This window comes from Streptomyces sp. NPDC044064, assembly GCF_056434245.1.
The window spans coordinates 145,442-170,700 of record NZ_JBWKFN010000002.1 but is presented as its reverse complement, the minus strand read 5'-3'; the positions used below and the strand labels follow the sequence as shown (position 1 = coordinate 170,700).

Here is a 25,259-nt window from a genome sequence, read left to right as displayed (position 1 = left end):
CCGCATCACGCTGCGTGCGGGACGCTCGCATGTGGCGGCACCCTTACGAGGAGGCATCAAGTGGTCGACGCGGATCAGACATTCGTCATCGTCGGAGGCGGTCTCGCCGGTGCGAAGGCGGCCGAGACGCTCCGGGCGGAGGGCTTCAGCGGCCGGGTGATACTGATCTGCGACGAGCGTGACCACCCGTACGAGCGACCGCCCCTGTCCAAGGGCTTCCTGCTCGGCAAGAAGGAGCGCGACAGCGTCTTCGTGCACGAGCCGGCCTGGTACGCGCAGAACGACGTGGAGCTGCACCTCGGCCAGACCGTCGACCGGATCGACCGTGTCGCGAAGACCGTCCGCTTCGGCGACGACGGCACCCTTGTCCACTACGACAAGCTCCTGCTCGCCACCGGCGCGGAGCCCCGCCGCCTCGACATCCCCGGCACCGGCCTCGTGGGCGTCCACCATCTGCGCCGCCTCGCCCACGCCGAGCGGCTCAAGGGCGTCCTCCAGCGCCTCGGCCGGGACAACGGACACCTCGTGATCGCGGGCGCCGGCTGGATCGGCCTGGAGGTCGCGGCGGCGGCCCGCGAGTACGGCGCCGAGGTCACCGTCATCGAACCGCACCCGACCCCGCTGCACAGCGTGCTCGGCCCGGAGCTGGGCAACGTCTTCGCCGAGCTGCACCGCGAGCACGGCGTCCGCTTCCGCTTCGGCGTCCGGCTCACCGAGATCGTCGGCCAGGACGGCATGGTCCTCGCGGTGCGCACCGACGACGGCGAGGAGCACCCGGCGCACGCCGTCCTCGCGGCGATCGGCGCGGCGCCGCGGGCCGCGCTCGCGGAGTCGGCGGGGCTGGAGATCGCCGACCGGGCGCACGGCGGCGGTGTCGTCGTGGACGAGCGGCTGTGCACCTCCGACCCGGACATCCACGCGGCCGGGGACGTCGCCGCGTTCCCGCTGGCGCTCTTCGGCACCCGGATCCGGGTCGAGCACTGGGCCAACGCCCTCAACGGCGGTCCGGCCGCCGCCCGCGCCATGCTCGGCAGCGACGTCGTCTACGACCGGCTGCCCTACTTCTTCACCGACCAGTACGACCTCGGGATGGAGTACAGCGGCTGGGCGCCGCCGGGCTCCTACGACCAGGTCGTCATCCGGGGCGATGCGGGCAAGCGGGAGTTCATCGCGTTCTGGATCAAGGAGGGGCGCGTCCTGGCCGGGATGAACGTGAACGTGTGGGATGTCACGGAGCAGATCCAGAACCTGGTCCGCTCCCAGGCCCAGGTGAACACGGAGTCGCTGGCGGACCCGCACCTTCCGCTCGAAAGCCTCGTCTCATGAGTGTCGGTCCGCCCCCGTAGAATCACCTCGTGGCAGGACGGATCAACGACGAGGACGTGAAGGCGGTACGGGACGCGGTCCCGATCGACGCCGTGGTCTCCGAGTACCTCCAGCTGCGCAACGCCGGTGGCGGCAACCTCAAGGGGCTGTGCCCCTTCCACGACGAGAAGTCGCCGTCCTTCCAGGTCAGCCCGAGCAAGGGACTCTTCCACTGCTTCGGCTGCCAGGAGGGCGGCGACACCCTCACCTTCGTCATGAAGGTGGACCACCTCTCCTTCTCGGAGGCGGTCGAGCGCCTGGCCGCCCAGGCCGGCATCACGCTGCGCTACGAGGAGGGCGGGTACAACCCCGCCCACCAGCGCGGCGAGCGTATCCGCCTGGTCGAGGCACACAAGATCGCCGCCCAGTGGTACGCCGAGCAGCTCGCCACCAGCCCCGAGGCCGAGACCGGCCGGATCTTCCTCGCCGAGCGCGGCTTCGACCAGGCCGCCGCCGTCCACTTCGGCGTCGGCTACAGCCCCCAGGGCTGGGACCACCTCACCCGCTACCTGCGCGGCAAGGGCTTCACGGACAAGGAGCTGGTCCTCTCCGGACTGTCGCAGGAGGGCCGCCGCGGTCCCATCGACCGGTTCCGGGGCCGCCTGATGTGGCCCATCCGGGACATCGGCGGCGAGGTCGTCGGCTTCGGCGCCCGCAAGCTGTACGAGGCGGACAACGGCCCGAAGTACCTGAACACGCCCGATACGGCGATCTACAGGAAGTCCCAGGTCCTGTACGGCATCGACCTCGCCAAGCAGAACATCGCCAAGGCCAGCCGGGCCGTCGTCGTCGAGGGCTACACGGACGTCATGGCCTGCCATCTGGCCGGTGTGACGACGGCCATCGCCACCTGCGGTACGGCCTTCGGTGGCGACCACATCAAGATCCTCCGCCGGCTCCTGATGGACAACGGCTCGGCCCGGGTGATCTTCACCTTCGACGGCGACGCGGCCGGCCAGAAGGCGGCCCTGCGCGCTTTCGAGGACGACCAGAAGTTCGCCGCCGAGACCTACATCGCGATCGCGCCCGACGGCATGGACCCCTGCGAGCTGCGCCTGGCCAAGGGCGACGAGGCGGTCGCCGACCTGACCGAACCCCGTACCCCGCTCTTCGAGTTCGCGCTGCGCCAGATCGTGAGCCGCTACGACCTCGACACCCCGGCCGGCCGCGCGGCCGCCCTGGACGAGGCCGCGCCGATCGTGGCCCGCATCAAGAACAGCGGCGCCCAGCACGAGGTGGCCGTCGAACTCGCCGGCATGCTCGGCATCCTCGACACCCAGTTCGTGGTCAAGCGCGTGGCCCAGCTGGCCCGCTGGGCCCGCGAGCGCGGCGGCAAGGGGCCGGTCCCCTCGTCTCCGCAGCCGTACGAGACCGCCCCCCGGGCCGCTTCCGGGGGCCCCGCGCTCCAGCTCCGCAACCCCGTCTTCGCCACCGAGCGCGAACTTCTCAAGCTCGCCCTGCAGCGCCCGGAACTGGTCTCCCCGGCCTTCGACGCGTATGGCGTCGACGAGTTCACCGCCGCCCCGTACGCTGCCGTGCGCCAGGCCATCCTGGACGCGGGCGGCGCCGAGTACGGCATGCAGGACGCGCAGGAGTACCTGATGCGGGTCCGTGAGGTGGCCCCTGAGGACACGGTCCGCGCCATGGTCACCGAACTGGCCGTGGAAGCGATCATGCGCCGGGCGGTCGACGAGAACTACGCCGGTGAGCAACTCGTGACCGTACGCCGCCGTGCCGTGGAGCGCCGTGTCCAGGAGATCCAGATCACCGTCAGGCGGCTGGAGGCGGGGGGCGACCCGTCCCAGCTGGCCGCGGCACGGAACGAACTGTGGGTCCTGCAGCAGTACGACCAAGCCCTAAAGACGCGGGGCCCCGCCGCCCTCTGAGGCGTCCTCGAACGCCGGTGCCACCGCCCGCACCAGCCGCTCCGCGAACTCCTGCTCCCTTTCGGCGAACTGGGGGTACTCGGTGGCGAAGTGGTTCCACTCGACGTACCCCGCGGCCTGCCCCACGTCCGCCACGGTGACCTCCTTGCGGTGCCGGCCGGCCAGGGTCTCGCTGCCCGAGAGGTGGAAGACGCGCAGCAGCAGGTCGTAGGGGAGTGGGTGGCATTCGGCCAGGAGCACGGCGTCGTACAGGTCCTTGCCCTGCGGGTACGCGTCGTCGATCAGCCACATGAGCTTCCAGGCGAGCGACAGCGCGGGCGTGGCCGCGAGCAGGACCGGGCCGCCGGGCAACTGCGCCGGCTCGGGCGGTTCGGGCAGCTCCTCGCCGAAGACGAAGTCGAGCTGGACGTGCCCGCCGGGCAGGCCGGGCGCCGACCAGGGCAGCATCAGCCGGCGGCCGGGCACGCGGTCGTAGGTCCAGATGTCCTCGACAACCGCGCCCCGCGCGCAGAGGGACACCTCTTCCCCGTGCGCCACGGCGAACGCCTCCGCGGCGGCCGCGACGCCGTCGAACATCCGGGGCGTCGCCGCGTCATGGATGTGCCACGAGCGCGGTACGACGACGAAGTCCAGGTCACCGGGCTCCCGGGCGGCCTCGCCGAACCAGGCCTCCATCAGTACGCTGCCGCGCAGCACCAGCGCCTCGGCCCACTCGGAGTCCGAGATCGAGGCCAGCACGAGATGCAGCGCCTGCCGACGGGCCGCACGCCATGCCTCGCCGCGCGCCGGGTCGGTGAAGACGGGGTCGGTGGCCCGGTAGGCGTTCTGGTACTGCTTCAGGGCCGGCTCGAAGACAGGCCGCTGTGTCACTCCGTCGCCGGGCACCCGGGTCAGCGTCCGGGGCAGATCCTTCGCCTGCCGCGTCGCCTCGTCCAGCGGCTCGTGCGGGATCTCCTCGCTGCGGTATCCGAACTCCCGCCATGTTCCGCTCATCCGCGCACCCCCTGGGACACCGGCTCCTCGAGCCACCCCTCGTCCACCGACTCGTCACTGTCGTGGAGCACGAACTCCCGCTCCACGGACAGCACGTCGAACCCGTCCAGCTCCGCCAGCAGCCGCTCCAGCGCCCGCCCCGCGGTCCCGTCCGCCACGCCCCGGCAGCGCTGCGTCACGAACCGCTCGTGCCGTCCGCCCCGCTGCACCCGCCGGGCGTTCCACGACAGGTGGGCGCCGTGCGGGACGACCCGTGCGGTCAGTGCGCCGAGGTCGGTGTCCGCGTCCAGCAGCAGCTTCACGTGGTGCTCGAAATACTGTCCGGCGGACCGCCCGTCCCCACACGGCCCGGCCGGCACCTCCGGCGCCCACGGCACCGACTCGATCTTCACCCGGACCGGCACGAAACCGTCCGCCCGCAGCGCCGCCACGGTCCGCTCCGCCCGCACCGACTCCTCGGCGTACGACGTCGATCCGGCGAGGGTGAGCATCGGCTGCTGCCGCATCCGGCCGCGGGCCAGCACGATGTGCGTCAGCTTCAGCCCCGCGGCACCCGCCCAGACGCTCAGCCGCTCCGCCTCGGCGGGGGCCGCGCAGTCGACGGTCACATGGGTTTCGTACAGGACTCCGGACACCGGGAGATCGTCGCAGACCGGCCGGGGTGCGGCACCCGGGTTTCCGGCCCTGGTCACCAACCGGTCACGAGCCGGATGCAAAAAGTCACCGCAAGCCCCTCGTGGCGGAGATGTGTCTTCCCCCACACTGGGGGCGGTGCCCGAGTCCCCAGGGCCTGTCCAGGAGCGCAGGCCGTCGACTCTCCGCTCCCGAAGTACCGCTGCCGCACACCTTGAGCAGCGATCATCCTGGAGGTCGCCCCCGTGCAGACCCAGACCCTCAGCCAGACCGACAGCAGCACCAGCAGCACCGCCGACGAGTCGGACGCCGAGTCCGACGTCCTCGTGGCCGTGCCCCCGCAGGGTCGCGCCCTCGGACACCCGGAAGGCGGCCCCGAGCCCGCGGAACCGCCCGCCGAGGCGCTGCGTGAGGAACCGGACGAGCCCGAAGCGGCGGAGGAGGCCCCCGAGCCCGTCGAGGCCCCGCCCGCCGCCCGCGCCGACACCAGCGGGCCGTCCTCGGACCTGTTCCGGCAGTACCTGCGCGAGATCGGCCGCATCCCGCTGCTCACCGCGGCCGAGGAGGTCGAACTCGCCCGCCGGGTGGAGGCAGGGCTGTTCGCCGAGGAGAAGCTGGGCAGCGCTCCCGACCTGGACAGCCAGCTCGCGCTCGACCTGGACCGGCTCGTCGTCATGGGCCGGATGGCCAAGCGCCGCCTCATCGAGGCCAACCTGCGGCTCGTGGTCTCCGTCGCCAAGCGGTACGTCGGCCGCGGTCTGACCATGCTCGACCTGGTGCAGGAGGGCAACCTCGGGCTCATCCGGGCCGTGGAGAAGTTCGACTACGCCCGCGGCTACAAGTTCTCCACCTACGCCACCTGGTGGATCCGGCAGGCCATGTCCCGCGCCCTGGCCGACCAGGCCCGCACCATCCGTGTCCCCGTGCACGTGGTGGAGCTGATCAACCGGGTCGTCCGGGTCCAGCGCCGCATGCTCCAGGAACGCGGCTACGAGCCGGCACCGGAAGAGGTCGCCGCGCATCTGGACCTGCCCCCCGAGCGGGTCGGCGAGGTGCTGCGCCTGGCCCAGGAGCCGGTGTCCCTGCACGCCCCGGTCGGTGAGGAGGACGACGTCGCGCTCGGTGACCTCATCGAGGACGGCGACGCCACGAGCCCTGTCGAGTCGGCGGCGTTCCTGCTGCTCCGCGAGCACCTGGAGGCCGTGCTCTCCACCCTCGGCGAGCGGGAGCGCAAGGTCGTCCAGCTCCGCTACGGCCTGGCCGACGGCCGCCCGCGCACCCTGGAGGAGATAGGGCGCCTGTTCGGCGTGACCCGGGAACGGATTCGGCAGATCGAGTCGAAGACGCTGAACAAGCTCAGGGACCACGCCTTCGCGGACCAGCTGCGGGGATACCTGGACTGAGGGGGCCGCCCACCTGGCGTGAGCGACCCCCGGGGGTTCAGTCGACCTCGGCCACGGCCTGCGCGAACTGGGCCTTGTACAGCCGCGCGTACGCCCCGTCCGCCGCCAGCAGCTCCGTGTGGGAGCCCTGTTCGACGATCGAGCCGTTCTCCATCACCAGGATCGTGTCGGCGTCCCGGATGGTGGAGAGCCGGTGTGCGATGACGAACGAGGTCCGCCCGTGGGCGAGTTTGGCCATCGCCTTCTGGATCAGCACCTCGGTGCGGGTGTCGACGGAGCTGGTCGCCTCGTCCAGCACCAGGATCGTCGGGTCGGACAGGAACGCCCGCGCGATGGTGATGAGCTGCTTCTCACCGGCGCTGACCCCCGTGCCCTCGTCGTCGATCACGGTGTCGTACCCCTCGGGCAGGGTGCGGATGAAGCGGTCCGCGTGGGCCGCCCGCGCCGCCTCCTCGATCTCACCCCGGGTGACCTCGCGCGAGGCACCGTAGGCGATGTTGTCCGCGATGGTGCCGCCGAACAGCCAGGTGTCCTGCAGCACCATGCCGATCCCGGAGCGCAGTTCGTCCCGGGACATCTTCCGGATGTCCACGCCGTCCAGGGTGATCCGGCCGCCCGAGACGTCGTAGAACCGCATCAGCAGGTTGACCAGCGTGGTCTTGCCGGCCCCGGTCGGGCCGACGATCGCCACGGTCTGGCCGGGCTCCACCGTCAGCGACAGGTCCTCGATCAGCGGCTTCTCCGGGTCGTACCGGAAGGACGCGCCCTCCAGCGCCACCCGCCCGCGCAGTTCCGCCGGCCGCTCGCCCGGTACCGGATCCGCCTCCTGCTCCTCCGCGTCCAGGAGTTCGAAGATCCGCTCGGCCGAGGCGACACCCGACTGCACCAGGTTCGCCATCGACGCGACCTGCGTCAGCGGCATCGAGAACTGCCGCGAGTACTGGATGAAGGCCTGCACGTCACCGATGGACAGCGCGCCCGACGCGACCCTGAGGCCACCGACGACCGCCACCAGCACGTAGTTCAGGTTCGACACGAACATCATCAGCGGCTGCATCACACCGCTGTTGAACTGCGCCCTGAACCCGGCCTCGTACAGCGCCTCGTTCTGCTCGGCGAACTGCTTCGCCGACTCCTGCTGCCGCCCGAACACCTTCACCAGGGTGTGCCCGGTGTACATCTCCTCGACGTGCGCGTTCAGCTTGCCGGTGGTGCGCCACTGCTGCACGAAGTGCGGCTGCGACCGCTTGCCGATCCGGGTGGCGACCACGAACGACAGCGGCACCGTCACCAGTGCGACCAGCGCGAGGATCCAGGAGACCCAGAACATCATCGCCAGCACGCCGATGATGGTCAGCACCGAGTTGATCAGCTGCCCCATCGACTGCTGGAGCGTCTGCCCGATGTTGTCGATGTCGTTGGTGGCCCGCGAGAGAACCTCGCCGCGCTGGCGCTTGTCGAAGTACGACAGCGGCAGCCGGGACAGCTTCTTCTGCACGTCCTCGCGCATCCGGTACATCGTGCGGTTCACGGCCCGGTTGACCAGCCGGGTGGCGACCGCCATCAGCAGACCGGCGACCAGGAAGGTGCCCAGCGCGAGCAGCAGGACGTTTCCGACGGCATCGAAGTCGATGCCCTTGCCGGGGGTGAAGTCGGTGCTCTTCAGCATGTCCGCGATGGAGCCCTGGCCCCGCTCGCGCATCGACTGGAGCACCTGCTCCTTGGTGGCCCCGGCCGGCATCCGCCGGCCGATGATGCCGGCGAACACCAGGTCGGTGGCCCTGCCGAGGATCTTCGGGCCGATCACGCTCAGGGCGACGCTGACGACCACGCACAGCAGCAGGGCGTAGATCGTGACCCGTTCGGGCCTGAACCGGGCGACGAGCCGTTTGCCCGACCCCTTGAAGTCCATCGAGCGCTGGTCGGGGCCGCCCCCGGCCATCATGCGTCCCATGGGCCCGGCCATCAGGCAGCCTCCGCTTCCGTGAGCTGGGAGAGCACGATCTCCCGGTATGTCTCGTTGCCCGCCATCAGCTCGTGGTGCCGGCCGGTGCCGACCACCAGGCCCTCGTCCAGCACGACGATCCGGTCCGCGTCCCGGATGGTCGCCACACGCTGGGCGACGATGACGACGGTCGCCTCGGCGGTCTCCTGGGCGAGCGCCGAGCGCAGCGCCGCGTCCGTCGCGTAGTCGAGCGCGGAGAAGGAGTCGTCGAAGAGGTAGATCTCCGGGCGCTGCACGAGGGTGCGGGCGATGGCGAGGCGCTGGCGCTGACCGCCCGACACGTTGGTGCCGCCCTGCGCGATCGGCGCGCCCAGGCCGCCCTCCAGCTTCTGTACGAAGTCCTTGGCCTGCGCCACCTCCAGCGCGTGCCACAGTTCCTCGTCGGTGGCGTCCGGGTTGCCGTAGCGCAGGTTGGTCGCGACCGTCCCCGCGAACAGATACGGCTTCTGCGGCACGAGCCCGACGGTCCTCGCGAGCAGCGCCGGCTCGACCTGCTGGACGTCCACACCGTCCACCAGGACCTCGCCCTCGGTGGCGTCGAACAGCCGCGGGACCAGACCGAGCAGCGTCGACTTGCCGCTGCCGGTCGAGCCGATGACGGCGGTCGTCTCGCCCGGCCTGGCCACCAGCTCGATGGACTTCAGCACCGGCTCCTCGGCACCCGGATAGCGGAAGCCCGCGCCCCGGATCTCCAGATGCCCGTGCCGGCGCAGCTCGACGACCGGGGAGGTCGGCGGCACCACGCTCGAGTCGGTGTCCAGGACCTCCTGGATGCGCTCGGCGCACACCTCCGCGCGCGGCACCATCATGAACATGAAGGTGGCCATCATCACGGACATGACGATCTGCATCAGATAGGCGAGGAACGCGGTCAGGTCGCCGATCTGCATTTCGCCGCTGTCGATGCGGTGCGCGCCGAACCACACGACCGCGATCGACGACAGGTTCACCACCGTCATGACGATCGGGAACATCAGCGCGAGCATCCGGCCGGTGGCCAGCTGCATCTCGGTCAGGTCGCCGTTCGCCTTCCCGAACCGGCCCTGCTCGTACTCGTCCCGGACGAAGGCGCGGATCACCCGGTTGCCGGTGATCTGCTCGCGCAGCACCCGGTTCACCGTGTCCAGACGGACCTGCATGGCCCGGAACAGCGGCCGCAGCCGGCGCACGATCAGCGTCACGGAGATGCCGAGCACGGGCACGACGGCGACGAGCACCGCGGACAGCGGCACGTCCAGGCCGAGCGCCAGCACGATCCCGCCGACGCACATGATGGGCGCCGACACCATCAGCGTGAACGTCATCAGGGCCAGCATCTGGACCTGCTGCACGTCGTTGGTCGTACGGGTGATGAGTGAGGGCGCCCCGAAGTGACCCACCTCACGCGAGGAGAAGGACTGCACCCGGTCGAACACGGCGCCGCGCACGTCCCGGCCGAGGGCGGAGGCGGTGCGGGCGCCGTAGTACACGGCACCGATGTTGCAGACGACCTGGGCCAGCGAGATGCCGATCATCAGGGCGCCGAAGGACAGGATGTAACCCGTGTCCCCCTTCACGACGCCGTTGTCGATGATGTGGGCGTTGAGTGTGGGCAGGTAGAGGGTGGCGCAGGTCTGCAGGAACTGCAGCAGCACCAGAAGAACTATGGGTTTCCTGTAGGGCCTGAGGTAGGTCCGCAGAAGTCGTATGAGCACGCTACGTCTCTCGGAGTCGGCGGTGGAGGCTGGACGGTTGCCCCTGGCCCCTATCGTCGGACACTCCACCCGCGTTACCTCAACCGATTAACCCAACGGCGGTGCCCGTACAGCCTTGTGGGTTTGCGGCGCTATGGGCGAAATGCCCCGGGATGGGTCTGCTCCCGCACCGACACGAACTGCTGCCGCACGGCCTGACCCACAGCCAGTTGGTCGCCCGGCTCCAGAACCTGCGCGGCCGGCCCCGGCCAGCCCGGCGGGGTACGCGGGTCGAGTGTGCCCTGCGACACACCGAGCGCCCACGCGGCCTGCCGGGCCGCGCCGATCGCCGCGTAGTCCGCGGGCTGCGGTACGACGACCTGCGCGCCGAACAGCGAGGGCGCCGCGGCCTGCACGGCGGGCAGCTCGGCGGCCTGGCCCAGCAGGAAGACCCGCCGCACCTCCACGCCCCGCCCGCGCAGCACGTCCAGCGCGTCGGCCAGCCCGCACAGCATGCCCTCGAACGAGGCCCGCGCCAGATGCTCGGGTTTCATCGACTCGCGCCGCAGCCCGGCGAGCGTCCCGGCGGTGTGCGGCAGGCTCGGCGTCCGCTCACCCTCCAGGTACGGCAGGAACACCAGCCCGTGCGACCCCGGAGTCGACTTCATCGCCAGCTCGGACAGGCTCTCCAGGTCCGGCAGGCCGAGGAGTTCGGCGGTGCCGCGCAGGGTGCGCACGGCGTTCAGGGTGGTGACGACCGGCAGGTGCATGCCGGTGGCGTCGGCGAGGGACGTGATCATCCCGGTCTGGTCGGCGAGCGCCTCCGGATGCACGGCCATCACTGACCCGGAGGCCCCGAGCGACACGACCGCGTCGCCGAGCCCGATCCCGAGCCCGAACGCGGCGGCCATGGTCTCCCCGGTGCCGGCCGAGATCAGCAGCCCCTCCGGGGTCGTACCGGCCGCGTCCGCCGGGCCGATCACCTCGGGCAGCATCGCCTGGTGGCCGAGCGCCAGCTCGACCAGGTCGGGCCGGTAGCCGCCGGTGCCGGCGGACCAGTACCCGGTGCCGGAGGCTCCGCCGCGGTCGGTGGTCCGGCGCACGGGCCGCCCCAGCAGCTGCCACACCAGCCAGTCGTGCGCCTGCAGCAGGGCGGCGATCCGGTGCGCGTTCTCGGGTTCGTTCTTCGCGAGCCAGCGCAGCTTGGTCACCGGCTGCGCGGCCTGCGGCACACAGCCGACCGCCTGCGCCCAGGCCTCCCGGCCGCCGAGCGCGTCGATGAGGTCGGCCGCCGCGACCTGTGCCCGCTTGTCGCCGCCGACCAGCGCCGGACGCACGGTGTTGCCCTGTGCGTCCAGCGGGACCAGCGCGTTCTGCTGCGAGGAGACGCCGATGGCCTGCACGCCCTCCAGCAGGCCGCCTCCCGCGGCCTCGCCCAGGGACAGCAGCCAGGCCTGCGGATCCACGTCGCTGGGCCGCCCGCCCGGGCCTTCCGGTGCCTCCACCGGATGCGGGGCGTACCCCTGCCTGAGTACGGCGCCCGTGTCGGCGTCACAGACGACGATGCGCGTGAAATCGGGCGAGCTGTCCAACCCGGCGACTATCCCCATGTCCGAAATTCTGCCGCATCGGCGCGCTTGGTTTGGTCGTGGGCGCCGAGGGAGTTGCCGTCCCCGGCCGGGCGCGGGCGCGGCTACGTGTTGCTGGTGCCCCAGTCGTCCTCCGGGAAGCCGTTGGTGTTGCGCTCGCGGAGCGAGCGGACGCGTTGGGTCACCGACTCGGGGACGTGGTCCCCGACCTTGTGGGTGACCGTGTGGAAGGCCTTGCCCGCGTAGACGCGGCCCTGCTGGGCGGCGGTCTCCGCGGTGTTGCGCACGGCGGGGTTCTGCGCGATCTGACGAGCGGACTTCTTCAGCTGCTCGTAGCGCTCGCGCCCGGCCCTCGTGCCGAGTACGTAACCGAGGGCCAGTCCGGCGACGAACGTGAGCCGGTAGCGCATGGCTGCCACCCTTCCCTGGGGTAGGTCTGTGGTGCGGCGTCGGGACCGGGGGGAACCGATTGGCGGAGCACCCCCCTGCTTGCGCTAATGTATGTGTCGCAGCGAGCGACCGCCGCCTGGTGAACACCCAGGTAGGTACGTTCGATGCAACGAGGCGATCCTCCGTAGCTCAATTGGCAGAGCAGCCGGCTGTTAACCGGCAGGTTACTGGTTCGAGTCCAGTCGGGGGAGCTTCGGTCCTCCGTAGCTCAATTGGCAGAGCAGCCGGCTGTTAACCGGCAGGTTACTGGTTCGAGTCCAGTCGGGGGAGCACGCTGAACGAGGACCCTTCGGGGTCCTTTTTCATGCCCGCGGGAACCACGGCGCACGCGCCGAAGTCCTCAAGGTCAGGAAGCAGTGCAGAAGCCGACCATCCGAAGCAGGAGATCGTATGAGCGGCTATGCTGCGGCAGACGGCGCGCACACATGTACGCGACACGCCGCTATGGGGCGGTAGCTCAGCCGGTTAGAGCAGCGGACTCATAATCCGTCGGCCGTGGGTTCGAGTCCCACCCGCCCCACCAGGCGCTACACGCGCAGAAGCGTTTCTACCTGCACAAACGCGAGAACGAGGGTCGCCACTCCAGGGTGGCGACCCTCGTTCATTCGTTCAGACCAAGATCCAGTGGACGCTCAGTGGACGCGGGAGCGGCTCAGTGGACAGCAGGGCCCTCACGCCGCCTTCCGGCGCCCGTTACGAGGCCGGCGAGCGGCCCGGGACGCTGCTGGCGGGAGGCCCGTCGGCAACGCCCATCCGTCCACGCCGGGGGACTCGGAGCGTGCGATGGTGAAGCGCGTGAGCGAGAACGTGCCTCGCTGCTTCTCGGGGTAGCGGTCGTTGAAGTTCTCCACCCGCACCAGTTCCAGATCGTTGGCGGCGCAGTGATCGCGTATCCACTTCACGGCCGCGTTGGCGGCATCGTCCTGGCCCCGTCCGGTCAGGGTGATCATGCCGAGGAGGTCGGAGTCGGGTTGGGCCTGCGCTCCGACGGCCCAGACGTCGCCTGACTGCTTGGCGCCGTGGGCGAAGAAGACGGCGACGTCGTTCTGCCATGCCGCCTCGGGGATGGTCAGCGGCGAGCGCACCTCGAAGGCAACGTCGCGGGGGACGACGGCCATGACCGACTCGGCCTCGGCCCGCATCATCTCGGGCAGCACGCTGGTGTAGGTGTCGGAGGTGATCTGGCGGGAGGAGTGCCCCAGCTTCTCCTGGACCACCTTGATGTCGTGGCCTGCGAGCAGGGCGAGGGTGGCGGCGAGGTGGCGTAGGTCGTGCAGGCGGACCGGCGGCAGGCCGGACAGCTCCACCAGGCGGCTGAAGCGCCTCGATATCCAGTCGGGGTGCAGCCCAGCGCCGTTCTCGTGCGTCCATACACGGCCGCTCTCGACGTAGGCGTCCGCCCACTCTTGGCGTTGCTTTTCCTGCTTTGCGCGGAAGGCGGCCAGGTTGTCTCCGGACTCCAGGCTCAGGGACAGGGTGCGGACGCTGTCGGCCTTCGGTGCTTCTCCGTACAGCTCGTATGCCACCTCGACGATCTGTTGGGAGATGCGTAGCCACAGGGCATCGAGGCTGACCTCTGTCCAGGGCAGCGCGGCCATCTCGCCGCGGCGGGGGCCGAGGAAGATGAAGGTGTGCCACAGCTCGTAGAGCCAGTCGTCCATGACGAAGTCGAGGAACTCGCCGGTGAGCTGTGGGGTCCAGACCATGACCGGGCCGGGCTTCTCGCCGGTGCGCTTCCAGTGCTCGATGCGCTCGGGCGTCCAGACGAGGGGCTTCGGCCGGGTCACCGGCGGCAGCTCCACAAGCTGTGCCCAGTTCTTGGTGAAAGCCTGCTCGCGCTTGATCCCCCAGGACAGAGCCGAGCTGAGGGTGTCGTTGATGCGGTGCATGGTGGCGGCGGAGGTGATCTTCCGCAGCCCCTTCTTGCCCTCGCGGAGCGCAGCGTTGGCGTCGAGGAAGACTCGGCGGGTGGCGCGGCGCTCCTCCTTCTTGGCGTAGCCCGCGGTCCTCACCCAGGCTTGGTGGGCGTCGTCACGGTCCTTCTGGAGTTGATCGACGCGCAGGCGGTGAAGGATGCGCTCGGCGTTCTCCTTCTCGATCGCGTCGTACATCTTGTCGAGGTGGCGGACCTTGAGGTCGCGTCGCTTGATGTGACCGAGGTGGGGGAGCAAGTAGTTATTGATGTGCTCCTCATAGCCGTGCCGGGTGGTGCGGGCGAGGGACTTCTTCGCCTTGATCCACCGGAGGAAGAAGTCGCCGCACTTCTCGTCGGACAGCACATCGGTGCCGGCCACGGCGGCATCGTAGATCTCCTTCGCTTTCTTCTTGGCGTCGTCGAGCTTGGCGAAGCCGCCGCGGCGTACCCGCTGGCGGGTACCACCCTCGGCTGGTTCGAGCTCGAAGTAGAAGTTCCAGGTGCCGTGGCCCTTGCCCAACTTGGGGCACGTCGTGCCGATGGAGCCGATCTTGGGGTTGCCGTCGACATCAAGGACCGGCTTGCCCTCCTTGTCCTTGAGTGGTCCCTTGCACTGGCACCGCCGGTAGTAACTCGGCTCGGACATCCGGTCCCCTGCTGTCGGCTGTTGTTCGGCTCACGTCCAGTTCGTGGTGTCGTACGTTTCCGTACGTGTCTGGCGTGATCTCTTCCGATCTTGCTGGGGCTGTCGGACACTGCTGTAAAGTCGCTGATCAGTTGGCGCGGGGGAGACAGGCGACCAACAAGATGACTGCTCAGGAAGCAGGCGGACCGGCCGGAGCCATGCGGCTGGAAGAGCTACTTGCCCTTCCGGCCACGGTCAATGTCACAACAGCGGGACGTGCACTGGGCATTGGCCGCGACAAGGCGTACGAGCTGATCAGGACGGGCACGTTCCCCGTCCGGACGCTCCCTCTTGGGGGGACGGTCCGTGTTCCCACGGCCGAGCTGTGGAGGGTGCTCGGCGTTGAGCCACGTACGGAGGTGAGTCCATGATCATGAGATTTGCGCGATTCGAGGTGTTCGTTGCTCTATCAAGAGTGTGACCTATCTCGCTGGTAAATTAGTGGATGTAGGGGGTCGGGTAGAGGGGTCGAGATCATGCCAAGGCTCTACGGGTTTGAGGACATGGCGTACCGGCGCGTGCGCGAGGCGGAGGCGGAGGGCATTCGGGCCGCCGCCTCGCGGCGGCTGCTGAAACAGAGCTTTCCCGCGATCACGGAGTGGATGAGCGAGGAGGGCTACCGCACCACGTTGGGCAACAGGTTCAAGCCCGATGTCCTCGCCGGCGTGCTCCATCACCCAGCCATCGCCGGGTTGACGGAGGATGCAGCCGGAGAGCTAGTCGACAGCGGTAGCCCCCGGATCATCCCCGTTGAGGACTTCCTGGCCATCCGTGCGATGAAGCAGGCCGAGGGCGAAGGCAAGGAGAGGGCTGACCAGCGGGAGTACCTGCTCTCCGGTCCCATCAGCGTGTGCGGCCTGTGCGGCCATCCGCTCGGTACCTCGCCGTCGAATGCAGGGGCACGCGGGCACCGCTGTCAGCCGAGTTCACCTCAGCACCCGGGTGGCTGCGGCAAGGTCCGCATCAACGCCGACCTGTACGAGAAGTACGTCGGTGAGCAGGTTCTGGGCGAGCTCGCCAAGCCCGAAGTTGCGGAGCTGATCGGCGCTGCGCGCGAAGCCCTGCTCGCTAGGGCCGCCGTCCTGGACAAGGAAGTCGCGGCGGACCGGCGACGGCAGAAGAAGCTGGGTGCCGACTATGCCGCGAACTCGGGCATCTCGCTGGCCGCCTTCAAGGCGGCCGACAAGGAGTTGACGACCAAGATCAGGGAGAAGGCGACGCAAGCCCGCTTCCTGAAGCAGGTCAAGCACGTTCCCGTGGGAGACGTCCCTGACCTCGTGCGCTGGTGGAAGCACGCCCCGTTGAAGGCGAAGAAGGGCTTGGTCGTCCTGCTGCTGGAGCAGATCGCCGTGTACCCGGCCGCGTCCAGGGGCTCACGCACCGTGGACGCGGACCGCGTGGCCTTCACCTGGAGGCAATGGGACGCGGACATGCAGAAGCCGCGATCCGCCTAGACGTTGGCGCTGCTGCGTACGGACTCCGGGCGGCGGCTGTTGCTGAGCACAGCCATCGAGAGCCCGGCCGCCACGCTTCCGATGGACAGCCCTGCCAGCGCAGGGCTGATGATGTTGTCGAGGGTCAGCGGCCACGCGTGCCCCTGCTCATACGCGAGGATGTAGCCGCCTCGGCTCATGGCATACAGGACGCCGAACGTCGCTCCCGCCGCCGCTACAGCCAGGCCGACGGCTGCCGAGCGGCCTTGCCGCCATGCTGCGCAGGCGAGCTTCGAGGCGCGCGCCGCGACCTCGGCGGTGGCGGCAGCAAAGAAGCCCAGGTGGGTCAGCATGTAGATCCGGACGTCGTTGGACTGGGCGTACGAGGTCGACAGATCCAGGTCGAGCCTGGCCGGGTCCGTGCGGTGGAACTGCAAGATCAGCAGGCCGCAGACCGCGATGACGAAGGCGATGCGGCACGCGATGCTGACGTAATGGGGCAGCTCCCGGTACTCCCAGTCGATGACCATGATCTGGAGGCTCGCGCAGAAGATCACGACGGCTATGTCCGAGACCAGAGAGGACAGTTCGGGCGTCGTAGCCCTGTCTACGACGTCACCAACGGCGGGGATGGTCAGTACGGAGCCGACGAAGCTGCTGGCCAAGGCCACGACGTGGGCGCGGCGGGACACGCGGAACGCGCTGCGTCTGCGCTGGGCGACGGCTCGACTGAGGGCTACCGCCGTGCTCAGCAGGGTGACCACCGAGCACAGGCCGAATATCGGGCCGTCCACGTCAGCGTCCTTCCAAGTAATCCGCTGCCCGCTCAGCGGCGTCGTGCAGGCTTCGACGGCGTGGACGGCCCTCGCGGGGCTGGTCGACGCCGGGGGGAGGTGGGGGGATCGTCGGGACGTCCTCGGACAGTCCCTTGTGACGACGGAGCTCCCGGAGCCTTGAACTGATTTCAAGAATGTCCTGCACTTCAAGACCCTGCATTAAACGCAAGACCTCGCGCGCTTCGGGTCTCGACGCGAACACGGACAGCGCGGTCAGGTCGTCCCATTCGGTGCCCGGCAGCAGGAAGGCTGCCGGCGCGTCGAGGGCGTGGGCTACTGCTTCGAGGGTGGCTGCTGTGGGGTTGCAACTCGACCCGTTGAACAGGCTGTTGACCTGGCCGTGAGAGACAGAAGCGCCCGAACTTCCTTGGGTCGCACGGGAGATGTCCCGGGCACTGGGTGTGTAGCCGTCGGAGTCACGACGCAGCCTCAGCAAGGAGATGAGCTTCGCCTGAAGACTCAAGGGTCGCTCGGTGCCGTGGGTGTCCGCCATGTCCGTCATCTCTGGCCGTGTCGTATGCTCCGGCGAAGTGACCGGCCGGTAGCACCAGCAAACATAACACTACATCGCAGGTCGCAGGGGTTATAGGGTTTGTCGCACAGTTTCTCGACGGAGCGTCGGCCGGTGAGCGGGCATCGGTCGTACTCCCGTGTGCCCGCTGTCGGCGGGTGCTCCGAGGATTCGCATCAGGGCGGGCGGAGCGGCGCGCACGCCGTGCACGGGAGGAGCCGCATATCCATGTCCGAGGTTGACGAACGCCGGATAGCTGAGATCGCGAAGGGGGCTCCGCGGGTGCTGAGAGAGGCGTCGAGTCAGGCGGCGCAGGGTGAGGTTCGGAAAGTAGTCGAGGTCATGGCGCTCCTTGGGGGCCGGGAACGGGGTGGAGGTGCTGCCGAGGGTGAGCCCTGACGCCCGTGAGGGCTCGCGCCCTTGGCATTGAGATAGGTGACATTCTTGAGGGGCTGCTGTACGTTTTAGTCCGCCGGGTGGGTACAGCAGCCGCAGGAGCCCACACGGCAGCGCCGCGCATGCGGCGTCCTTCCCTGCTCCTCGCCGGGTGGTCGACCCCCCCGCGCCCCGCCCGGCGAGGAGTCGGCCGCCCGGTGCGGCCGTCGGGGTGTGACGGGAGCAAGCCCGCCGCGACCGCTCGGTCGTGGCGGGCTCTCTCGTATCCGCACTCGCGCGAGATGGAATTCAAAAGAGCGGAATTCCCCTTTCTGAATTCCTTTGAATAAAAATAGTTCTGAACTTGCTTTGGCGGTATTCGCCATTAAGATATAAGTGTAAGAACAAAGGGAAACACCCCAAACGGAATTCACGGAAGGCGCGGGAAAATGGCCGACAACAGCAAGGTCGCTTTCATCAGCATCAAGCTCGGCGAGATCGCCCCCAACCCCGACCAGCCTCGCAAGTTCTTCTCTCCGGAGGCGCTGGACGAACTGACCGGGAGCATCAAGGAGAACGGCCTCCTTCAGCCGGTGGTCGTCCGGCCGGTCGAGGGCGCGAAGGTCCCCTACATGCTGATCGCGGGCGAGCGGCGCTGGCGGGCCTGCCAGGCGGCCGGCTTGGAGGTCATCCCCGCGAAGGTCATCGAGGGCGCCACCGAGGAAGAGGCCTACGTCCTCAGCATCGCGGAGAACGTCAACCGCTCGGACATGACGATCATGGAGGAGGCCGGAGCGTATGCCGACCTCAAGGCGGCTGGCTGGACGCCCGCAAAGATCGCCAAGCAGTTCGGCAAGACCGAGACCCACATCACCTGGAGGCTCGGCCTGCTCACCCTGCGCCCCGAGGTGGCCGAGATGGTCGACAAGGGCTTGATCAAGAACAACCTTGCCTGGCACATCGCCCAGCTCAACCCGGCCAACCAGATGGTTGCCGCCTCGCGCTACGTGCGCGGTGACTTCGACTCCGAGGCCGAGGCGCAGCACTTCGCCAACGGCCTCAAGCTGATGGAGAAGCAGACCTCCCTGACCGGCGAGGAGCCGCCCACTGCAGAGGAGGAGGCCAAGCGCAAGGCGGCCAAGTCCAAGGCCAAGGATGGCCTCGGCAAGGCGGAAGAGGTCCTGATCCCGCTGCTGGAGGAGCTGGCGGAGAAGAAGCCGGAGGACCTGGCCGTCATCCTTGGGGACGACCTTGCCCGCCACCTGCGGGTCGTCGGCCGCCTGTACGCCAAGGTCCAGATGGTGCGCAACCTGCTGAGCAAAGCTCAGGGTGTCCAGCGCGCCATGACCGAGGAGTTCAATAAGGCGGCGGCTGAGGTTCAGCAGGAGGCGGCGGCTGCGAAGAAGGGTGAGGAGGGCAAGGTCGAGGCCGAGAAGCCGGAGGTCAAGGCGGCGGCCAAGCCGCAGCCCCCGGCGAAGAAGGCGGCGGCCAGGCACTCCGCGAAGCCTGCGGCGAAGACGGCCGCAAGCGCCAAGCCTGCGGCACGCCGGGCGCCCGCTAAGAAGGCCACCGAGGCGGCGAAGTAGAGCAGGTGGGGCGCGGCTGAGCCCGCGCCCCGCCTCTCCCCAGAGGGGCGTAGGGATGGGCGCGGCCGGAACCCCCGGCTGCGCCCACTTTCATTCGAATTCCCTTCCGTATTCCATGTTCGCGGAATTGCAAATGCCATAAGATATAAGCACGGAAAGGGAAATTTTCTCCGGGGTTGGGGATCTGGAAATGACGGAAAACGGGAAACTCTCTGTTGGCTTCCATCAGGTCAGGTCGGAGTACGTGGACTGGGGGTCTAAGTCGGCCCACCCTGCGATCCGTCAGATCACGGACCACCTCTCCTCCCTCATGGCGGAGGCGCGCGAGCTCGTACCTGGGCCTGCGTCGGAAGTGATCGAGGAAGTCGAGGAGACCACGGCGTCCGCGTACGCCAACGAGACCAACCGCGTCATCCGGTTCACGGCCAACTGTGCAGAAGGCCCGGTGGAGTTCGACCTCGTCGTTCAACTGGCAACTCGCACCCCCTTCGTCTACGCGCAGGAGTAAGAGACTGGCCCCGGGCCCGCGGGGACTCTCCCTGCGGGCCCGGCGCCCTCAGGACCCCCGCTCACAGGCAGGGGCGGGGCCGGCAATCCCCCGGCCACAGGCGCCACGCCCACGGCAGGGGTGATCAGCAGTAAGGAAGGAAGCAAGCGTGCTCACCCTGTTCACCAACCGGTTCCAGGCGTTCCAGCCCCCGCAAGGGGTGCCGGTGCGCATCACCCTCGGCGGCGTCCGGTTCAAGCTCCCCTACTCCCTCACCCATGCGGTGCGGGAGCTCGCGCCGCGTCGGGACTACCTCAACGCGTCCGAGCCCGAGTTCACGAAGGCATACCGTGGGGACCTCGACCAGCTCGGCCCTGAGCGGATCGCGGCGCGGCTCCGGCAGATCGCGGAGGCCGAGGGCGACCACCGCCTGGTGCTCCTCTGCTTCGAGGACTTGGCCAAGCCCGGCTTGTGGTGCCACCGAAGGACGTTCGCGGCATGGTGGAGGGACCGCACCGGGGATGAGGTGCGCGAGCTGTCTCCCATGGGGGACGACCACTACCAGCAGGGAACCTTGATGTGAGCGTCGGAACCGCTCCCTCAAGATAGGTGACATGATTCCAGGGGGCTGCGTGCTCCTTGTGTAAGTTCCAACGCAGCGCCCGGCCCGGCACCCGCCGAGGCCGGGCGTTGTCGTTCGTTGGGAGGCGAAGATGTTCCAGGGCACCATCCCAGGTCCCATGCGCTCGATCGTGCGCGAGACCGCCAGCCTGTGGCCGAGCGGCCCGGTGTACGTACCGTGCTGCGGGAACTTCACCATCGAACGGTCACTGGCCGGCATGGGGTTCGGCCTTCACTCCTCCGACGTGTCCATCTACACCAGCGTGGTCGGCCGTTGGCTTACCCGGCAACCGGTGGGCATCCAGCTCCGCGAAGAGAGCGCAGACGAACTCGGCTGGCTCGCGGACTCCTTGGACGACGGCGTTGGCACCGTGGCCACGCTCATGCTCGGCACGCGGTTCCTCGCCAGCGTCGGGCGCGAAGGGTTGTGGCACGAGCGGGTGGTGCGCTCCTACCGCGAGCAGTGGAAGGCCAAGCACGCGGAGACCGTGGAGCGGCTGTCCGGCTCGGACGTCGATCTGGCCTCGTACGAGGTGGAGGACGTGCGCTCCTGGCTCCAGAAGGTCCCCGGCGACGCTCCCGTGTGCTCTTTTCCTCCCTTCTACGGCGGCGGCTACGAGAAGCTGTACGAGCCGCTAGAAGCCCACTTCACCTGGGACGCGCCCCACTACGAGCCGCTGTCGGACGACGACGTGGTCAGCGTGCTCGGCGCGATCACGGACCGGCCGTACTGGCTGACGGCCTCCAACCACAGCGTGCCCGAGCTGCGCCCGTACCTGCGCGGCGTGATCAAGGCGACGCCGCGCGCCGCTCCCATCTACGTGTACGCCAGCGAGGCGCGCACGAGGATCGTCGCCCCGCGCCAGCCGATCGACCCGGTGAAGATCCCGCGCCTGCGCGAGGGCGAGGAACTGGTCGGCCCGCTCTCGCTCTCGCTGCTCAAGCCCGGCCAGTTCAACGCGCTGCGCTCCCGGTACCTCAACCCCAGGATCGCTCCGGGCGCGGCGAACCTGGCGGTCGCGGTGAGGGACGGCGGCGGGCGGCTGCTGGGCGTGTTCGCGATGGCCCCGAGCACGTTCACCCCGGACGAGGCGTACGTGCTCTCGGACTTCGCGGTTGCGCCGACCGACTACCCGAGGTTGTCGAAGCTGATCGTGATGGCGGCAATGAGCGCCGAGACGCAGTTGCTGTGCCAGCGGGCGTTCTCACGGCGCATTCGGCGGGTGGCGACGACGGCGTTCAGCAACAACCCGGTGTCGATGAAGTACCGCGGGCTGCTGCGGCTGAACAAGCGCAGCCCGTCGAACGAGGACGGCTGGAAGTACCAGCTCCAGTACCAGGGGGCGATCGGCCAGCACTCGTTGGCCGAGGCCCTTCAGGTGTGGGCGAAGCGGTGGGGCGCCCCGACGACGAAGACGGGAGTCTGATCATGGAGACCGAGTCCACTCGCCTTGCCCCGCCGCAGATGGTGCAGGGCGACCCGCGCACGCTGACGCTCCTCGACGTCAACGCGAGGTTCCTGCCACACGAGCAGTTTCGGCAGCTCGTGGGGAACATCGAGCGGGACGGGCATCTGACCTCGACGCCGCTGGTGTGGAACGACCGGGACACGGGGCGGCTGGTCGTTCTCTCCGGGAACCACCGCACGCTCGCCGCGATCGAGGCCGGCCTGCCGCAGATCTGGTGGATGCAGATAGACGAGCCGCTGGCTCGCCAGCGGCAGATCGCGCTTCAGCTCTCGCACAACGCGATTGCGGGTCAGGACGATCCGGCGATCCTGAAGGAGCTGTACGACGAGCTGGAGTCGGTGGAGTGGCGGCAGTACACGAGCCTGGACGACAAGACCCTTGACCTGCTGGAGAAAGTGGACGTCGCCTCCCTCGGGGAAGCGAACCTGGACTTCGCCAGCGTCCAGTTCATGTTCCTGCCCGCCGAGTTGGAGCGCGCCGAGACGGCGTTCGATGCGGCCCGCTCCACGGCAACGGCGGATCAGCGGTGGGTGGCTGGGTTGGAGCAGTACGAGCCGGTGCTCGATGCGCTGGAGTTTTCCCGGGCCGCGTACAAGATCGGCAACTCCGCTACGGCGCTCGGCGTGATCCTCGCCGTGTTCGAGCGGCACCTGGGAGAGCTGGCCGAGGGCTGGTTCGACGCAGCCACCGGGGAGCCGACGCGGACGGGGACGGCGCCGCTGGAGACGGTATTCGGCGTGCGGGACCTGCCGGTAGAGACCGCGGCCGTCGTACGGACTGCCATCGATCGGATGGTGCAGGACGGCACTGTGCCCGCTGACGAGCCGTGGAGGGCGCTGGAAGTCCTGGCCGCCCAGAACAACTAGAAGGCCGTCGGCCAGGAGGTGAGCGGTGGCCGAGGACACCGTGGAGTCCTGGGAGCGGCAGAGCGGGGAGTCGGTCCAGGCGTTCGAGGCGTTCGCCGTGTACCGCGATCTCGGCTCAGCGCGGAGTCTGACAAAGGCGGCACGCGAGTTGCATAAATCCCGCACGCTACTGGGCCGTTGGTCGCGCCAGTTCGCATGGGTGATGCGGGCTGTGGCCTACGACCGGGAGCAGGACCGTCAGTTCCTCGCGGAACAGATGCAGGCGCGACGCGATATCGCCCGCCGGCACGCGAAGTTGGCTCAGGCCGTACAGAGCAAGGCCGTCGCGCGGCTCCAGATGCTCGACCCGCGGGAGCTGTCGCCCTCGGAACTGCTGCGCTATGTCCAGGTCGCGGCGGAGATCGAGCGTCGGGCCGTGGGCGAGGCACCTGCGGTCGGGACGGTCGAGGGCCGGGACCAGGGCGCGGACGTGGCCGCACTGTCGGACGAGGACCGCCGGGCGCGGATGGATCAGCTCCGTCGTGAGCTGGAGCACCGGTTGTCGGAGGGCGCACAGTGAGCCGGGGCCGGGCCAAGCGGCGCCAGATCGAGGGGTTTGCCGACCCCTCGGTCATGACCGACGAGCAGCTGAGGGCCGAGGTCGCGGCGCTGGTGCGGGCCGATGAGCTGTCGGCGCGGCGGTGGGCGTGTGAGGTCCCCGATTGCGATGGGCTGCCCCATGCGGGGTGGCTGCATCACCACGCCCGAGCGGCGCAGCGTCGGCCACTGTGGCTGTGGACGGTGTGGATGCTGCTCACCGGCCGTGGCTGGGGCAAGTCACGGACGGCGGCGGAGGCAGTGCGGGAGTGGGCGCAGACGCCGGGCTTGCAGATCGCGGTGGTGGCGCGAAACGCGACGCTGGTGCGCGACATCTGCTTCGAGTCCCCGAAGTCGGGGCTGCTGTCGGTGTTCCCACCGCAGGAGGTAGCGAAGTACAACTCGTCGCTGGGCGAGACGACGCTCAGGCTGACGAACGGGACGACCATCAGGGGGTTCGGCGCGGAGACGCCGGACAACCTGCGTGGCTGGGCGTTCGACAAGGCCTGGCTGGACGAGTACGCGGCCTGGAACCGGATCACGGCCCAGGCGGTGTACGACATGCTGTGGTTCTGCCTGCGTGAGGCGGACACCCCGCAGGTCGTCATCTCCACGACGCCGAAGCCGCTCCCACACGTCAAGCGGCTGGTCGAGCGCGGACGTGCGCAGGAGGAGGCCCACCGGAAGGGCGGGACGCCGCCTCGGGTGGTGCTGACCCGCGGCCACATGCGGGAGAACGACGCGAACCTGTCGGCGGCGGCGCGTGAGGAGTTGGAGGAGGAGTATGCCGGCACCCGGCTGGGGCGGCAGGAGCTGTCGGGCGAGCTACTCGAGGACGTAGAGGGCGCGCTCTGGAAGGGCTGGATGCTGGAAGTCGAGGGCTTCCGGTCCCGGTCCGAGCATCTGCCGGACCTTCAGCGGGTCGTGGTGGCTGTGGACCCGGCGACCAAGAGCCATGAGGACGCGGACATGACGGCGTTCACGGTGGCGGGGCGCGGGTTCCCGGTGGACACGATGTTCGGGGACGACCGTCCCCGCGGGTATCTGTTGCACTGCGAGCAGGACCGGTACACGCCGACGCAGGCGATGAAGCGGGCCGCGACGCTGTATCACGAGCACCGTGCGGACTGCGTGGTCATCGAGGCGAACAACGGCGGCGACTACTTGCCTGCGCTGCTGGAGCAGGTGGACCCGACGGTGAACTGGCGGATCGTTCATGCCACGCGGGGGAAGAGGGCGCGGGCAGCTCCGGCGGCCCAGCTGTACGAGCAGGCGCGGGTGTCGCACGTTGGTCCGGCTCGGCGGTTCGCGCCGTTGGAGGAGCAGATGACGATGTTCGTAGGCCAGGGCGAGACGGAGGACTCCCCGGACTTGCTCGACAGCGCGGTGTGGGCATTGTGGGACCTGTTCCTCGACCCCACGATGCCGCCACCGCGTGGCGGCGATGACCGGCGTCTGAGCGGCCGAAGGTAGCTGGAGGGTGCTCACTCTCGAGGGTGGCCGAAGGTCGCGCGTAGGACATGTAGCGAACGCTGCCTGATGTCTGGGTCGGGGTGAGCGATGGCCAAGGTGATAGCCACCGAGAGGGCGGAACCGAGGACGGCGAGTGACGGTGCGAAGTCCATGCGAGGACGGTGGAGGCGGCCGGTGTGGCGCGGGAACCGGTTCTGGTGTCGCGGATGGTGCGCAACTCCCGGGCCACAGGTTGTTGTTGTCCGGGGCCGTACGAGCTTGCTACCCCGTTCGGCGCGCTCGCGTTGGCGGGCGGGTTACTGATGGGCGGTACGGCCCCGGACGAGCAGGATGTCACAGCGAGACGTCGGAGCATCGGAGCGATGACGTGAGCCAGATACCGGCATACGTGCCATGTCTGGCTCATGGGGTGAGAAGCGTGCGGGCTTC

Annotated in this window: 19 protein-coding genes, 3 tRNA genes and 1 pseudogene; 14 read left to right on the top strand and 9 right to left on the bottom strand. The window is 69.0% G+C overall.

Features of this window, described 5'->3' with window-relative positions:
* Nucleotides 1-60: 60 nt before the first annotated feature.
* Nucleotides 61-1,326 (top strand): NAD(P)/FAD-dependent oxidoreductase, encoded by a 1,266-nt coding sequence (locus tag AC07DS_RS03845; protein WP_479142403.1) that lies wholly within the window; start codon nucleotides 61-63, stop codon nucleotides 1,324-1,326.
* Nucleotides 1,327-1,355: 29 nt separating this feature from the next.
* Nucleotides 1,356-3,251 (top strand): DNA primase, encoded by a 1,896-nt coding sequence (dnaG, locus tag AC07DS_RS03840; protein WP_479142401.1) that lies wholly within the window; start codon nucleotides 1,356-1,358, stop codon nucleotides 3,249-3,251.
* Here dnaG and AC07DS_RS03835 read toward each other — a convergent pair.
* Nucleotides 3,222-4,244 carry a nucleotidyl transferase AbiEii/AbiGii toxin family protein gene (locus AC07DS_RS03835; protein ID WP_479142400.1) on the bottom strand — a complete coding sequence of 341 codons (1,023 nt, stop codon included), beginning with the start codon at nucleotides 4,242-4,244 and terminating at the stop codon, nucleotides 3,222-3,224. The genes dnaG and AC07DS_RS03835 overlap by 30 nt on opposite strands.
* Nucleotides 4,241-4,879 carry a hypothetical protein gene (locus tag AC07DS_RS03830; RefSeq protein WP_479142399.1) on the bottom strand — a complete coding sequence of 213 codons (639 nt, stop codon included), beginning with the start codon at nucleotides 4,877-4,879 and terminating at the stop codon, nucleotides 4,241-4,243. The genes AC07DS_RS03835 and AC07DS_RS03830 overlap by 4 nt, the downstream gene beginning before the upstream one ends.
* Nucleotides 4,880-5,079: 200 nt before the next feature.
* Here AC07DS_RS03830 and AC07DS_RS03825 point away from each other — a divergent pair.
* Nucleotides 5,080-6,280: pseudogene (locus AC07DS_RS03825) on the top strand (RNA polymerase sigma factor).
* Between the two features lie 37 nt (nucleotides 6,281-6,317).
* On the opposite strand, the gene AC07DS_RS03820 reads toward AC07DS_RS03825, so the two are convergent.
* From AC07DS_RS03820 to AC07DS_RS03805, 4 genes are all read right to left on the bottom strand, one after another.
* The gene (locus AC07DS_RS03820) at nucleotides 6,318-8,246 is read right to left on the bottom strand and encodes an ABC transporter ATP-binding protein (RefSeq protein WP_479142397.1); all 1,929 of its coding nucleotides are present in this window, start codon (nucleotides 8,244-8,246) and stop codon (nucleotides 6,318-6,320) included.
* Nucleotides 8,246-9,979, bottom strand: a complete 1,734-nt coding sequence (locus AC07DS_RS03815; RefSeq protein ID WP_479142395.1) for an ABC transporter ATP-binding protein — start codon at nucleotides 9,977-9,979, stop codon at nucleotides 8,246-8,248. Before AC07DS_RS03815 ends, AC07DS_RS03820 begins: the two co-directional genes overlap by 1 nt.
* 131 nt (nucleotides 9,980-10,110) lie before the next feature.
* Entirely contained in the window at nucleotides 10,111-11,568 is a 1,458-nt protein-coding gene (locus AC07DS_RS03810; RefSeq protein ID WP_479142393.1) for a xylulokinase, read from the bottom strand.
* An 83-nt stretch (nucleotides 11,569-11,651) separates the two neighbouring features.
* Nucleotides 11,652-11,957: a YtxH domain-containing protein gene (locus AC07DS_RS03805; protein WP_145883282.1), complete on the bottom strand. Its 306-nt coding sequence runs from the start codon at nucleotides 11,955-11,957 to the stop codon at nucleotides 11,652-11,654.
* 158 nt (nucleotides 11,958-12,115) lie between these two features.
* Here AC07DS_RS03805 and AC07DS_RS03800 point away from each other — a divergent pair.
* The 3 genes from AC07DS_RS03800 (at nucleotide 12,116) to AC07DS_RS03790 (ending at nucleotide 12,520) form a co-directional block, all read left to right on the top strand.
* Nucleotides 12,116-12,188 (top strand) — tRNA-Asn (locus tag AC07DS_RS03800).
* 6 nt (nucleotides 12,189-12,194) lie between these two features.
* A tRNA-Asn gene (locus tag AC07DS_RS03795) sits at nucleotides 12,195-12,267 on the top strand.
* 176 nt (nucleotides 12,268-12,443) lie between these two features.
* Nucleotides 12,444-12,520, top strand: a tRNA-Ile gene (locus AC07DS_RS03790).
* Between the two features lie 148 nt (nucleotides 12,521-12,668).
* Here AC07DS_RS03790 and AC07DS_RS03785 read toward each other — a convergent pair.
* On the bottom strand, nucleotides 12,669-14,558 hold the full coding sequence (locus tag AC07DS_RS03785; RefSeq protein WP_479142390.1) for a tyrosine-type recombinase/integrase: 1,890 nt from the start codon (nucleotides 14,556-14,558) through the stop codon (nucleotides 12,669-12,671).
* Between the two features lie 515 nt (nucleotides 14,559-15,073).
* On the opposite strand from AC07DS_RS03785, the gene AC07DS_RS03780 reads away from it, so the two are divergent.
* On the top strand, nucleotides 15,074-16,051 hold the full coding sequence (locus AC07DS_RS03780; protein WP_479142388.1) for a recombinase family protein: 978 nt from the start codon (nucleotides 15,074-15,076) through the stop codon (nucleotides 16,049-16,051).
* On the opposite strand, the gene AC07DS_RS03775 is transcribed toward AC07DS_RS03780, so the two are convergent.
* Together AC07DS_RS03775 and AC07DS_RS03770 are read right to left on the bottom strand one after the other, a co-directional pair.
* The gene (locus tag AC07DS_RS03775; protein ID WP_360841890.1) at nucleotides 16,048-16,824 is read right to left on the bottom strand and encodes a hypothetical protein; all 777 of its coding nucleotides are present in this window, start codon (nucleotides 16,822-16,824) and stop codon (nucleotides 16,048-16,050) included. The genes AC07DS_RS03780 and AC07DS_RS03775 overlap by 4 nt on opposite strands.
* A gap of 1 nt (nucleotide 16,825) precedes the next feature.
* On the bottom strand, nucleotides 16,826-17,359 hold the full coding sequence (locus AC07DS_RS03770; RefSeq protein WP_479142385.1) for a hypothetical protein: 534 nt from the start codon (nucleotides 17,357-17,359) through the stop codon (nucleotides 16,826-16,828).
* A gap of 842 nt (nucleotides 17,360-18,201) precedes the next feature.
* Here AC07DS_RS03770 and AC07DS_RS03765 point away from each other — a divergent pair.
* The 7 genes from AC07DS_RS03765 (at nucleotide 18,202) to AC07DS_RS03735 (ending at nucleotide 24,830) form a co-directional block, all read left to right on the top strand.
* Nucleotides 18,202-19,338: a ParB/RepB/Spo0J family partition protein gene (locus AC07DS_RS03765; RefSeq protein ID WP_479142383.1), complete on the top strand. Its 1,137-nt coding sequence runs from the start codon at nucleotides 18,202-18,204 to the stop codon at nucleotides 19,336-19,338.
* Between the two features lie 244 nt (nucleotides 19,339-19,582).
* Entirely contained in the window at nucleotides 19,583-19,846 is a 264-nt protein-coding gene (locus AC07DS_RS03760; RefSeq protein WP_479142381.1) for a hypothetical protein, read from the top strand.
* Nucleotides 19,847-19,994: 148 nt separating this feature from the next.
* Nucleotides 19,995-20,408, top strand: coding sequence for a DUF488 family protein (locus tag AC07DS_RS03755; protein WP_479142379.1), 414 nt, complete (start codon nucleotides 19,995-19,997; stop codon nucleotides 20,406-20,408).
* A 130-nt stretch (nucleotides 20,409-20,538) separates the two neighbouring features.
* Nucleotides 20,539-21,873 carry a putative antirestriction adenine methyltransferase gene (locus tag AC07DS_RS03750; protein WP_479142377.1) on the top strand — a complete coding sequence of 445 codons (1,335 nt, stop codon included), beginning with the start codon at nucleotides 20,539-20,541 and terminating at the stop codon, nucleotides 21,871-21,873.
* Nucleotides 21,874-21,875: 2 nt separating this feature from the next.
* Nucleotides 21,876-22,781: a ParB N-terminal domain-containing protein gene (locus tag AC07DS_RS03745; protein ID WP_479142375.1), complete on the top strand. Its 906-nt coding sequence runs from the start codon at nucleotides 21,876-21,878 to the stop codon at nucleotides 22,779-22,781.
* A 25-nt stretch (nucleotides 22,782-22,806) separates the two neighbouring features.
* Entirely contained in the window at nucleotides 22,807-23,340 is a 534-nt protein-coding gene (locus AC07DS_RS03740; RefSeq protein ID WP_479142373.1) for a hypothetical protein, read from the top strand.
* A 53-nt stretch (nucleotides 23,341-23,393) separates the two neighbouring features.
* On the top strand, nucleotides 23,394-24,830 hold the full coding sequence (locus AC07DS_RS03735) for a terminase large subunit domain-containing protein (RefSeq protein ID WP_479142371.1): 1,437 nt from the start codon (nucleotides 23,394-23,396) through the stop codon (nucleotides 24,828-24,830).
* The last annotated feature ends 429 nt before the right edge of the window (nucleotides 24,831-25,259 follow it).

Bases quoted from the DNA above. Each gene is read 5' to 3' on its own strand.
- AC07DS_RS03820 (WP_479142397.1), bottom strand. From the start codon at position 8,246: ATGGCCGGGCCCATGGGACGCATGATGGCCGGGGGCGGCCCCGACCAG.
- AC07DS_RS03745 (WP_479142375.1), top strand. From the start codon at position 21,876: ATGGAGACCGAGTCCACTCGCCTTGCCCCGCCGCAGATGGTGCAGGGC.
- AC07DS_RS03810 (WP_479142393.1), bottom strand. From the start codon at position 11,568: ATGGGGATAGTCGCCGGGTTGGACAGCTCGCCCGATTTCACGCGCATC.
- AC07DS_RS03835 (WP_479142400.1), bottom strand. From the start codon at position 4,244: ATGAGCGGAACATGGCGGGAGTTCGGATACCGCAGCGAGGAGATCCCG.
- AC07DS_RS03770 (WP_479142385.1), bottom strand. From the start codon at position 17,359: ATGGCGGACACCCACGGCACCGAGCGACCCTTGAGTCTTCAGGCGAAG.
- AC07DS_RS03765 (WP_479142383.1), top strand. From the start codon at position 18,202: ATGGCCGACAACAGCAAGGTCGCTTTCATCAGCATCAAGCTCGGCGAG.
- AC07DS_RS03780 (WP_479142388.1), top strand. From the start codon at position 15,074: ATGCCAAGGCTCTACGGGTTTGAGGACATGGCGTACCGGCGCGTGCGC.
- AC07DS_RS03805 (WP_145883282.1), bottom strand. From the start codon at position 11,957: ATGCGCTACCGGCTCACGTTCGTCGCCGGACTGGCCCTCGGTTACGTA.
- AC07DS_RS03785 (WP_479142390.1), bottom strand. From the start codon at position 14,558: ATGTCCGAGCCGAGTTACTACCGGCGGTGCCAGTGCAAGGGACCACTC.
- AC07DS_RS03750 (WP_479142377.1), top strand. From the start codon at position 20,539: ATGTTCCAGGGCACCATCCCAGGTCCCATGCGCTCGATCGTGCGCGAG.
- AC07DS_RS03735 (WP_479142371.1), top strand. From the start codon at position 23,394: ATGACCGACGAGCAGCTGAGGGCCGAGGTCGCGGCGCTGGTGCGGGCC.